At 30.2% G+C, this 11,523-nt stretch carries 10 protein-coding genes; 2 read left to right on the forward strand and 8 right to left on the reverse strand.

The window, feature by feature from the left end:
* Positions 1-147: 147 nt before the first annotated feature.
* Positions 148-2,022 carry a DNA mismatch repair endonuclease MutL gene (gene mutL, locus VLB80_03665; GenBank protein ID HSC25284.1) on the forward strand — a complete coding sequence of 625 codons (1,875 nt, stop codon included), beginning with the start codon at positions 148-150 and terminating at the stop codon, positions 2,020-2,022.
* Here mutL and VLB80_03670 read toward each other — a convergent pair.
* The 5 genes from VLB80_03670 to VLB80_03690 all read right to left on the reverse strand — a co-directional run bounded on the left by VLB80_03670 (position 2,006) and on the right by VLB80_03690 (position 6,892).
* Positions 2,006-2,773 (reverse strand): hypothetical protein, encoded by a 768-nt coding sequence (locus tag VLB80_03670; protein ID HSC25285.1) that lies wholly within the window; start codon positions 2,771-2,773, stop codon positions 2,006-2,008. The genes mutL and VLB80_03670 overlap by 17 nt on opposite strands.
* Before the next feature lie 109 nt (positions 2,774-2,882).
* Complete coding sequence (locus VLB80_03675; GenBank protein HSC25286.1) at positions 2,883-3,674, reverse strand: mechanosensitive ion channel family protein; 792 nt, start codon at positions 3,672-3,674, stop codon at positions 2,883-2,885.
* Between the two features lie 14 nt (positions 3,675-3,688).
* A complete protein-coding gene (locus VLB80_03680) occupies positions 3,689-3,895 on the reverse strand; it encodes a hypothetical protein (GenBank protein HSC25287.1) in 207 nt (68 codons plus the stop codon).
* 127 nt (positions 3,896-4,022) lie between these two features.
* On the reverse strand, positions 4,023-5,354 hold the full coding sequence (locus VLB80_03685; GenBank protein HSC25288.1) for a hypothetical protein: 1,332 nt from the start codon (positions 5,352-5,354) through the stop codon (positions 4,023-4,025).
* Positions 5,355-5,491: 137 nt separating this feature from the next.
* The gene (locus VLB80_03690) at positions 5,492-6,892 is read right to left on the reverse strand and encodes a hypothetical protein (GenBank protein HSC25289.1); all 1,401 of its coding nucleotides are present in this window, start codon (positions 6,890-6,892) and stop codon (positions 5,492-5,494) included.
* Positions 6,893-7,009: 117 nt separating this feature from the next.
* On the opposite strand from VLB80_03690, the gene priA reads away from it, so the two are divergent.
* Positions 7,010-9,001 carry a primosomal protein N' gene (priA, locus tag VLB80_03695; GenBank protein HSC25290.1) on the forward strand — a complete coding sequence of 664 codons (1,992 nt, stop codon included), beginning with the start codon at positions 7,010-7,012 and terminating at the stop codon, positions 8,999-9,001.
* Positions 9,002-9,154: 153 nt separating this feature from the next.
* On the opposite strand, the gene VLB80_03700 is transcribed toward priA, so the two are convergent.
* From VLB80_03700 to gatB, 3 genes are all read right to left on the reverse strand, one after another.
* Positions 9,155-9,856 carry a DNA alkylation repair protein gene (locus VLB80_03700; protein ID HSC25291.1) on the reverse strand — a complete coding sequence of 234 codons (702 nt, stop codon included), beginning with the start codon at positions 9,854-9,856 and terminating at the stop codon, positions 9,155-9,157.
* Complete coding sequence (locus VLB80_03705; protein HSC25292.1) at positions 9,846-10,433, reverse strand: methylated-DNA--[protein]-cysteine S-methyltransferase; 588 nt, start codon at positions 10,431-10,433, stop codon at positions 9,846-9,848. Before VLB80_03705 ends, VLB80_03700 begins: the two co-directional genes overlap by 11 nt.
* 13 nt (positions 10,434-10,446) lie before the next feature.
* Positions 10,447-11,523 (reverse strand): Asp-tRNA(Asn)/Glu-tRNA(Gln) amidotransferase subunit GatB (gatB, locus tag VLB80_03710; GenBank protein HSC25293.1); only part of this gene is annotated, 1,077 nt, incomplete at its 5' end.

Raw genomic sequence — 11,523 nt, forward strand, 5'->3', positions numbered from 1 at the left:
AAGATGCAAATACACCCGTTAGGTGAATAATTTTTAAACACATGCGATAATATTTGTTTTTTTACTACTATGCTTAAAAAGTATATCCTATAATTTAGCAATAATAATAATTATATATTTAATAAAACAATACACATAGTGATATGCATGTCAAAAATAAAACAATTATCAGTGCATGAAGCACAAAAAATAGCTGCAGGAGAAGTTGTTGAACGTCCTGCAAATATAGTTAAAGAATTAGTTGAAAATTCTATTGATGCTGGCGCAACACATATTACACTGTACATTGAAGATGGCGGTAAAAAGCTCATTCGTATTGTTGATAATGGATGTGGTATGGATATTGCTGACGCACAAATATGCTTTGATCGCCATGCAACAAGTAAAATAACTCACGTTAATGAACTTGAATCAATTACTACCTTTGGTTTTCGTGGAGAAGCATTAGCTAGTATTGCCGCCGTAAGTAAAATTAGTTTAATAACTAAAGAAGAAAATAGCCTCGAAGGCACACAAGTTATTGTAGAAGCTAATACAATCATACAAACAAATTCTGTTGCATGTACCACAGGTACTGATATTAGTGTACATAATCTTTTTGCTCATATTCCTGCTCGAAAAAAATTCTTAAAAACAACCCAAACGGAATGGCGTGCAATACAATTGTTATTTAATGCATTTTGTTTTGATTATCCTCATATTCATTTTTCTCTTTTTTCTGATGATAAACAGGTGATGAACTGTCCTACTGTTACTACTATAAAAAACCGTGCTTTACAGCTATGGGAATCATCAACACATAATCACCTTCTTGAAGTTTCTATTGATGGTGTAATCGCTATTCATGGAGTAATTTCAAATCATCAGCATTATCGTTATGATAAAAGTAATATTTATTTTTTTGTTAATAAACGTTGGGTAAAAAATTATCAATTAAGTAACGCACTTGTCAAAGGATATAATAATGTTATTCCTCAAGGTCGTTATCCTCTCGCAGCCATCAGTATTACTATACCGGCCCATGAAGTTGATATTAATATTCACCCACGAAAAGAAGAAGTGAAATTTCTTCATCCACGTCGCGTTGAACAATTATTACAAGATGCTGTTAATAATGCACTTAACAATAATGTTTCAGAACAGTTAAAAAGAGATATTAAGAATACGGATATGCCACAAATTTCTAATGATTTTAAAAATAATCCTTTTAATGATAATAATTTTTTCTATCAAAAACCATATATACACCAACCTCAATTACTATCAATAGATACGGTTATGCCCCTACATGATATCCCTAATAATACATCGCAACTTAATTTCGATACGACTAAAAATATAATTCCTACTGATTTTTTGTCTTTGCAACAAATACTACCTCAACAAGAAATTATTCCTCTAACAGATATTGAACGTATATATAATGTAGATACTTATACAGAAGATTACCGCCTTATTGGACAATACAACACAACGTATATACTTATTGAAAAAAAAGATGGTCTTTTTTTAGTAGATCAACATGCAGCACATGAACGAATTTTATATGAACTTTTTTCTCAGCGCTTTACTGAAGTTGCAACAGTGCAATTGTTGTTTCCACAAATCATTAATTTATCACTTTATGATATTAACGTAATTACTCCACATCTTGATATTTTTATACAGAATGGTCTCATCATTGAACAATGTTCACAAAATCAACTTATTGTACAATCTCTCCCGGTGCATCTTAAGGATCAATCCATTAATGATATTATCGAACAAACTATACAATGGATTGCTGAACATGCATCAGCCGATGCGAATATAGTAAAACAAACAATCAACAACAAACTCCAAGCGCAGATGGCCTGTAAAGCTGCTGTTAAAGCAGGAGATGTTCTCACACAAGAAAAAATGGAACAATTGTTACGTGATTTAAGTAAAACAGCCAACCGATTTTCTTGCCCTCATGGCAGACCAACCGGATGGCTGTTATCGTTATATGATATTGAAAAAAAATTTAAACGGCGGACCTAATTGAACTTCTATGATCCATACTATCAACAACTAGTTTGCGATAGAAGAATGCATATGCTAATGTTGATAATGGCCAAGAAAGAAGAATTCCAACCCAACTTAAAAAACCAAGATAGCCTATAATTTTTATTGCTACCCAAAAAGCAAATATATCCCATACATGATGCTTTGTTACTTCATAACTCATTTTTAAAGCAGCAATTGGTCCCGTGTGTTTATCAATAATAAAATAAGGAAAAAAAGCAAAACGTAGCAATGCGATAAATCCTGGTAAGACAAAAAATAACCATCCAAGCCATACCATGATGCCGTACAAAATCCATCCTATAAAAGCTTTAGGTGCTAAACCAAAACAAGAAAACATTGCGCCTAAAGAACTTTCACCTTTATCATAAAGATTAAGCGCAATTTTTTTAAATCCTAAATCAAAACCAACAAAAAAAATAGCTAAGGCGACCGCTGATAGAGAAAGAGAGAATATACTGTTTGAGACTAAACTCATCAAAGAAGCTCCCGATTGATATGCTACTGCAGCGCAATTATATCCAACGCATTCCTGGTAATTTTGTAATGCTTGTGAAGACATAACAGTTTGAATAAAAATTTTATTTAGATAACCAATAATACCTACCACCAATGCAATAACGCCAGTTCCTGCTAATAAAACAATAACAAAGAGACGTACATGTTCGATAAGTGCTCTAAATCCAAACCCAATTGCTTCAGGTACAAAACTTTTTCTTTCTTGCATAACATACGCTCCTTTATTTTACATAATAAATATTTACACACGTAACATTCAATCATATTTTATAAAAAAGTTGCAATACATTTTTTATAAAAATTTACAGACAATCACATTAATTTTTCTGTACTATCGTTATAGTACTTTTATGTATATCAAACTGATTCTTTAATTGTTCCATCAAAATTGCTGATACTGACGAAAATTTCTCTGTAAGAACCCACACGTGTACTATTAAAAATATCCGTACTTCGTTAGTATTATAAGGTTGTTCTATTCCCTGCAACCTAACAGTAGGTACCGGCTCTTTACAAAAAAATGAACTATTTTTTTGAATAATATCATAAATAATATGTTGTGCTTCTTGTATATCATTGGTATATGGCAGTGATATTATATAATCAATCCTTTTTATTGTATAATGCGTGTAATTAACTACACTATGTTTAAGTACTGCTTCATTTGGTAAACGTATCAATGTATTGTCAGCTGTACGAATACGTACTGAAAGTAAATCAATTTCCTCTACATATCCAACAACATCGCAACTTTTGATCTTGTCGCCAACCAAAAAAGGACATTCAAGGAGTAAAAAAAAGCCACTAATAATATTAGATATGCTTGTTTGTGATGCAAAACCAATAGCAACACCAAATACTCCTGCTGCTCCCAATAATGCAGAAATATTAAAACCAAGCTCATGTAAAACAGTAATGCCAATGAAACTTAATCCGCCGTAAAAAATAATATGTCCAACCAAGACAGTTGCATGGCGTGAAAAACGCTTTAAACATAAAGTAGTGAGTAGTTTGCTACACCATTTTACTAATGGTATACCAATAAAAATTAATACAAAAATGCGTGACAAGCTTCCTGCAGGGATTACAAAAGAGAAATAATCATTCATACACTATAACCTTGCTAAAACCAACGTTTCCTACTTGCCATTAATGGTAACAATAACTGTAATGGTGGTAATCCACGAAGTCGTAACCCATAATTAATAAGTGATAGTGCAGCAAGGCCAACGAAAAGTTTAAACAATAGAGTTCCGAGCACTGTTATAATAATAATAAGACCACCCATAATACAAAATAAGCCTACAACATGATTATAATTCATAGACATAACATTCCTTAAAAAGTAAAAAACTATTTTATCAGTGTAACATATCAATATAATTTTTTTACTCTATTTTTTATATTGACATGAATTAAACCATATTTAAATATTTTTTGATTGGAAAACATGGTTACTACAAAATTTGAAATTGTAAAATGGAAGATAAATTTTTGGAATTTTTTAAAAATGTTATAAGGGCAATCAATCCACATAAACAACAAAAAGATACTATTTTGAGACGAGAAAAGAATAAAGCTGATTCAGCACGTTGTCCTGTTTTTTTTATTTCTGTTTTAATTTCAGTACATTGTTCTGTTTCTTTTATTTCTGTTCCAAAAAAGGACTTTTCTCCATGTGATTTACCATCAATGGAAATAATTTTTTTTTTAATTAATTCTTTTCTATTATTATTTTGAGCATTACTAGTATTAAGGACAATATAATCAGGTGGAGAATCCCGAAAATTATTTATATAATCTGTAAGAGTTTTTTCTGTTAAATCCTTATGATTATATAAATTTATCTCACACTTAATTTGCATATTCTTATATGTCAACGTAAATTTGACTAAAGCTTCATCTTGTTTTTTAAATTCAAAATGGTTAAGATTTTCTAGGGTAAAGGGTACATCTTTTTCACCTTTACATTTTATCAGAAAGCGCAATGGTACGGCACCTATTTTAAGAATAAAATTTTTCATGAGAGATTTTATCTTGTTTATAATTATTTGACCTTCATTTGGTTTTTCTATTTCATAATTGTTCGGATGAATCAGAAAGCATGGGTCATTATGATTAATGGAAATACCAATATTTTTATATTGTTTTATGGTTGCTTCATCAATATATAATAGCCTCGGACGATTAATATATATTTTTATTTGAATTGGTTTGGTATTAAAGTAACCATTTTCGCCATGGATAATCTTTCCATCATTGTCTTTAGCGAGAATACCTAGCTCAATTAATTTTTCTTCATCTATCAGACGATTGCCTGGATGTTCATAAAAAGAGTTTATAGCTATTTGTGGTGAATTCTTACTTAAATCATTGTCAAAAATTATATTGAATATATGTTCAGTTGAATTAATAATTCTCTTAAATGAAAAAAGCACTTCATCTTTATTTCTAAATTTGTTAAAATTTTTGTTATTTAAAAAACAATTAAAAGGAATACACAATAGATTAGCTCTTAAATCATTATATACGTTAGTAATATCCTTAGTTGTTGCAATATTATCTTGATTTGATTTTGTCTTATATTCCTTAACATTAACATATGGAATATTATTTGATGTATTTATATTAAATTTTTTTAAATTATCTTCATTTTTCAACATATACATTAAACTTATTGGCTCATTTAATTGTACAGAAATATTTATACTATTATCAGCTATTTGACTAGAAAATATGGGTATTGCACCACTAAACAAAAAAAACACAATCATTGTTATAAAAAACATGTACCTAAACTTTATCTTTTGATAATTACCAAATTGTAACAAATAATAACTTACGCAATTGCACCGTTCCTGCACTTGTTATTGATGAATATACACCAAAACCTTATCCACTACTACTTTTGATTGTAAAAAAAAATTTACCATCGTACAATAGCTGACCAATTAATGGAATTTTTAAAAAATACTATAAACGCAATCAGACCACATAGCCCACACAAAGATAATTTTTTTAAACGAGAGTAGAATAAAGTTAATTCAGCACGTCTTCTTTCTTTTTTTATTTCTGTTCCAAAAAATGAATTTTCTCCGTGCTTATTTCCATCAGATGAAATAATCTCTTCTTTAATCAATGCATTGAGATTATTACAATTTATAAAATAGTTTGGCTTCTTCCGAAACATATCTACGTATTCTATAAGAGATCTATTTACTAAATTTTTCCAATTACTTATTCTTACCTCACATCTAATTTCTTTATTCGCATATGGCACAACAAGTTCGATTACTGTTTCATTTTTTGCTTTAAATTCAAAACAATCAATGTTTTCTGGTGTAAAATCAATCTTTATATTATCCTTAGATTTTATTAAAAAACGTAACGGAATACCTGCAATTTTATTCAAATGGTCTCTTATAGAATTTAATATTTCAGGTAAAATTGTTTGATTTTCAGTTGATTTTTCTATTGTAAGCCCATAATCAATAGTAAAACAGGGTTCATTACATTGTATATCAATTTTTAGTTTTTTATAATTGGTAATTAGCTCTTCATTTATATAAAAAAGAGAATTAACTATTCCGTGAGTGTTAGTAATATTAATTTTTATTTGAATCGGCTTAGTGTGGAAATAACCGTTTTGACCATGAATAATCTTTCCATAATTATTTTTAGCGAGAATACCTAGCTCAATCAATTGTTCTTCCTGATCCACAATACTTTTGGGATTCTCATAAAAAGAGTTTATAGCTGTTTGTGGTGAATCATTACTTAAATCATTTCCAAAAATTATATTAAATATACGTTCAGTTGAATTAATAATTTTCTTAAATGAAAAAAGTACCTCATCTTTATTCTTAAACTTAATATTTTTTTGACATACAAAATATTTATCATCTTCATCATATTTTAAAAAATAATTAAAAGGAATACGCAATAGATTATCTCTTAAATCATTATATACGTTAGTAATATCTTTAATTGTTGCAATATTATCTTGATTTTTTAATCTATTTAATTCTTTCTTATATATCTCATTACATGTTAAATCATTTGACTCTTGCAGCAATCTATCGCAAGCATCAAAAAGATTTACATCCTTAAAACTACAGTTGCGATAACAAACTCGAAGATATGGAATATTATTTGATGCCTTTATATTAAATTTTTTTAAATTATCTTCATCTCGCAACATATACATTAAATTTATTGGCTCATTTAATTGTACAGAAATATTTATACTATTATCAGCTATTTGACTAGAAAATATGGGTATTGCAACACTAAACAAAAATAACACAATCATTATAATAAAAAACATGAAAATAAAACCTTTATTTTTTGATAATTACCAAATTGTAACAAATAGTAATAAAAGTATACTATAGAAAACAAGATATATAGAGAAAATTTTTTCACTTACAAGTATATTAATTTTTTGTATACTATAATAATGTTTATTCGTGTTAGGCTTTTAAATGGATTACCCGAACCTTTGTGGTACCGTGTACCAACAACGTGCAACTATGGTCCTTTAACAGGATTAATTGTACAAGTACCGTTACGTAATCGTATAGTTCCGGCGCTTGTTATTGATGAATATATTATAAAGCCGTCCATTATTACCTTTGATTGCAAAGAAATTTATGGAATTGAACCATTACCGGAAGACATACATTACCTTCCTTTTTTAAAAAAATTAGGCGATTATTATCAAATAGATACATTGCATTTTATTAAAAGAATTCATCATTTTCTTACTATTAAAAAAGAAAATGAGTTGATTATCACGCAAGAACAACAAATACATTCAACAGCAAGCAACATACAATTAACTGGTGAACAAAAGAAAGTATGTGAGTATGTTTCACCTTGTATTGGCGCAAATATATATATGCCCATAGTATTACATGGTATTACTGGATCAGGAAAAACAGAAATATATAAACATCTTTTTTGTGATGCATTAACTAAAAATAAAACAAGTTTATTGTTGTTACCAGAAGTAACTCTTGCTATAGCTTTTGAAAATCGCCTCAAGCAAGAATTACCTGATTTACCTATTTACGGTTTTCATTCCGGAAAAACACCCAAAGAAAAAAATAAAGTCTGGAATAATCTTAAAAACAAAACGGCTATGATTTTAATTGGTGTGCATTTACCAATATTACTTCCTATCCCAAATCTTGGTATTATTATTGTTGATGAAGAACATGAAGTAGGGTATCAAGAAAAAAAACACCCAAAAATAAATACCAAAGAAGCTGCTCTTATGCGTGCACAAGAAGCATGTATACCTATTGTATTAGGATCTGCAACACCATCAATGCAAACATTATATAATGTTAAAACAAAAAAATGGGCATTTTTTCAACTAAAAAAACGATTTTCTGGAACATTACCAACGTTGGAAGTTGTATCCTTAACAGAAAACAAAAATAGAAAACAGTTTTGGATTAGTAAAGAATTAGAAGCGGCAATAATAGATCGACTACACAAAAAAGAACAAACTATTATTTTTATTAATCGCCGTGGCTTTAGTTTTTTTGTACAATGCAAAACATGCACATTTATTTTTTCATGTAACAATTGCTCAGTAAGCTTAACCTTGCATGAAGACAATCGTCTTGTCTGTCATTATTGTGGTGTATCATATACCTTGCCATCTCATTGTTCTGAATGCCGCAGCAGCGCTGACGACTTTTTAAAAAAAGGGATTGGCACACAAAAAATTGTTACTATATTACAAAAAATGTTTCCACAGGCAATTATTGCTAGGGCTGACTTAGATACAACTACTAAAAAAAAATTATGGCAACAAACTCTTACTGATATGATAAATGGAAAGATTGATATTCTCGTTGGTACTCAAACAATTACTAAAGGGTTTCATTTTCCCCATGTTACGTTAGTCGGTGTATTATGGGCCGATTTACAACTAAATTTGGCTGCGTACAATGCTACTGAAATTGCGCTACAACAATTAATTCAAGTATCAGGACGCGCCGGAAGAAACCATGCACAAAGTACTGTTATTATTCAAACAATGGCAAATCATGAGGTATATCAACATCTTAACGAAATAGATTATCTTACATTTTATGCAAAAGAGATTGATATGCGTATTGAGCTTGGATATCCACCAGCATCGCGTTTTGCTGAATTGGAAATAAAAAATTCTAATGAAAAACAATTGATACAAGATGTAGAATATCTCTTTGATCATCTGTATGCGTATGCAAAAAAGAATGCATTATCAGTAACTATTCTTGGACCGGTAAAGCCTCCTGTGTCAAAAATAAAATTAATATATAGTCGCAAAATTTATATCAAAGGAAAAGATTTTGCTCATATTACGCATCTGTGTAAATCAATCAATAGAAAGAAATTTTCTAGTTTAATCTATTTTACACCAAATCCACTTGTGTAATATTCGCCTCATATAATAATAGACATATAAAAACACATTGAATAGTTACGAATATTTTTATATGGGGAAGATATTACAGCATACATTACGGATATTATTGTAATAACATCAGATTTTTTTGATAGTATAGGATTTAAAAATAATAGAATATTTTTAATTACGTATCATATATAATTTTCTTTGTTGTTCGGGAAGCTTTTCAATGGCATAACGTAACATTGTTCGTGGCATTTGTTTAGCATAGATATCAAGAAAATCAATAAGTAAAGGCGTACTCTTTTTTCCTGCTTCACGCAACATCCAACCAACACTTTTATGAATAAGATCATGGGTATCAGTGAGTAAAAGTAAGGCGATTTTAAAAGTCCATTCGCATTCATTAAGACGAGTAAAGTACCATGTTGCAACGATTGCGATACGCCGTTTCCACAAATTATTTGAGCGGGCTAGTGTAATAAGAATGTCTTTATCTTTATGTATTATATGAGCACCTAGAATAAGATGCGCAGACGCATCGACAAGATTCCAGTTGTTAACATATTTTATATTGTTTATATATAATTGGTACAGTTCATTTTTATTATTATCATTAGATTTTTGGTACTGCTGTACAAGAATAAACAATGCCAATAATCGTTCCTCATTAAAAGATGATGTAAGTAATTGTTGAATATTGTCAGAAGATAAGTCTGAGAATTGTTTTGTTATTTTTCGTAATACCGGAACAGATACATTAATAAATTGGTCATGTTCAGCGTAATCACCAACACCTGTCTTAAAAAAATAGTTTCGTTTATCTTTGGCAGTAGCTAAATTAATTAGCATAGATCTAATGTGACTGATTTCAGTTGTCATAATTTTTTCTTTCAAAATCAAGAAGCCATTTTTTACGAGCAAGACCCCCACCATATCCTCCTAGATTGCCATTGCTATTAATAACTCGATGACATGGAATTACAATGGAAATCTTATTGGCTCCATTAGCATTTGCTACAGCTCTGTAAGCAGATTCCTTTTCTATAATTTTTGCTTGTTCAGTATAACTTCTGGTGTGTCCGTAAGGGATACTTTGCAACGCTTTCCAAACAGATTTTTGAAAAGGACTACCTAATAATTGCAGTGGTGTTTTAAATTTTTTTAGACTACCATCAAAATATAAAGTAAGCTCTGTTGTTATCGATGTAATGGGAACTGAGCTACCAATAATGATAGTAGAGTTAGTTCTGTAACAAAATTTTTTTATCCTGTCTTTTAACTCAAAATGATCAGTAAACTCTAAAAAATATAATGCATATTCATCTGACATGGCAAACATAGATCCAAGCGGAGTTTCTATACAAAAGACCTTTAGTGCAAGATTATGATTCGTAATTTCATAATTTGAAGTTTCATGTAGGACTGCAGTAAGAAATTCTTGATTTACCTGCGTCATTGTTCAATTTCTGTTAATTACTAAGGTTTAAATGTTTTTTAATTAACTCATTAATTAATTGTGGATTGCCTTTGCCGTTAGTTTTTTGCATCATTTGGCCTACAAAAAAACCAAATAGTTTATCTTTTCCTGCTCGATAGTCTTCAGTTTGACGAGGGTTTGCTGCAATAATTTCTTTTACTAACTCTTCTAACTCTTCACGAGAGCCAATTTGTTTTAAACCTTTTTCTTCAATAAGTTCTAAAGGTTCTTTGTTAGTCTCTGCGACCAAAATGAATAATTCTTTGGCTGTAGGGCTATTGATGACTCCCTGATCAACCAAATTAACAATACTTGCAAGTCGCGTAGGAGTAATTTTACATTCTTCAAGAGATACTTTGTATTCTTTAAGATAGCCCATAAGGTCACGTAAGACCCAATGAATAATACTTGAACTCGTTGTATGTTTTTTTGCTTCATCAAAATAATTCGCAAGAGATATATCTTCTATTAAAATATCAGCTTCATAATCAGTTAAGCCAAGATGTTTGGTAAAACGTTCAAATTTTGCAAGTGGAAGCTCTGGCATACTGTTCTTTGCTTTTTCGAGTCGATCGTCGTCAATGACAATTGCTGCTAAATCTGGTTCCTGAAAAAAGCGATAATCTGCCGTTTCTTCTTTTGATCGCATAACGATGGTGGTTCCTTTTTTGGAATCCCACAGGCGAGTTTCAGAGCGCACTTTACCACCATTTTCTAAAATATCAATTTGACGCTCTAGCTCATGCTCCGTTGCATCAGCGATAAATTTGAATGAATTGATATTTTTTAGTTCACATTTAGTACCGAGCTCTTTTTGTCCTTTTTTGCGTACGGAAATATTTGTATCTGCGCGAAATGCCCCCTCGTCCATGTTTCCAGTACAAATGCCTAGATATTGAACGATTGAACGCAATGTTTTGAGATATGTACGCACTTCATAGGTAGACGAGATATCAGGATAACTGACAATCTCTAGCAAGGGTGTTCCTGCACGGTTTAAATCAACAAAACTTTCATTGCTATAATTTGAATGTATATTTTTACCTGCATCTTCTTCAATGTGAATACG

The sequence above is a fragment of the Candidatus Babeliales bacterium genome, from assembly GCA_035455925.1.
GTDB lineage: Bacteria > Babelota > Babeliae > Babelales > Vermiphilaceae > SOIL31.

Bases quoted from the DNA above. Each gene is read 5' to 3' on its own strand.
- VLB80_03705 (HSC25292.1), bottom strand. From the start codon at position 10,433: ATGACGCAGGTAAATCAAGAATTTCTTACTGCAGTCCTACATGAAACT.
- VLB80_03690 (HSC25289.1), bottom strand. From the start codon at position 6,892: ATGTTTTTTATTATAATGATTGTGTTATTTTTGTTTAGTGTTGCAATA.
- mutL (HSC25284.1), top strand. From the start codon at position 148: ATGTCAAAAATAAAACAATTATCAGTGCATGAAGCACAAAAAATAGCT.
- VLB80_03670 (HSC25285.1), bottom strand. From the start codon at position 2,773: ATGCAAGAAAGAAAAAGTTTTGTACCTGAAGCAATTGGGTTTGGATTT.
- VLB80_03675 (HSC25286.1), bottom strand. From the start codon at position 3,674: ATGAATGATTATTTCTCTTTTGTAATCCCTGCAGGAAGCTTGTCACGC.
- VLB80_03680 (HSC25287.1), bottom strand. From the start codon at position 3,895: ATGTCTATGAATTATAATCATGTTGTAGGCTTATTTTGTATTATGGGT.
- VLB80_03685 (HSC25288.1), bottom strand. From the start codon at position 5,354: ATGTTTTTTATAACAATGATTGTGTTTTTTTTGTTTAGTGGTGCAATA.
- VLB80_03700 (HSC25291.1), bottom strand. From the start codon at position 9,856: ATGACAACTGAAATCAGTCACATTAGATCTATGCTAATTAATTTAGCT.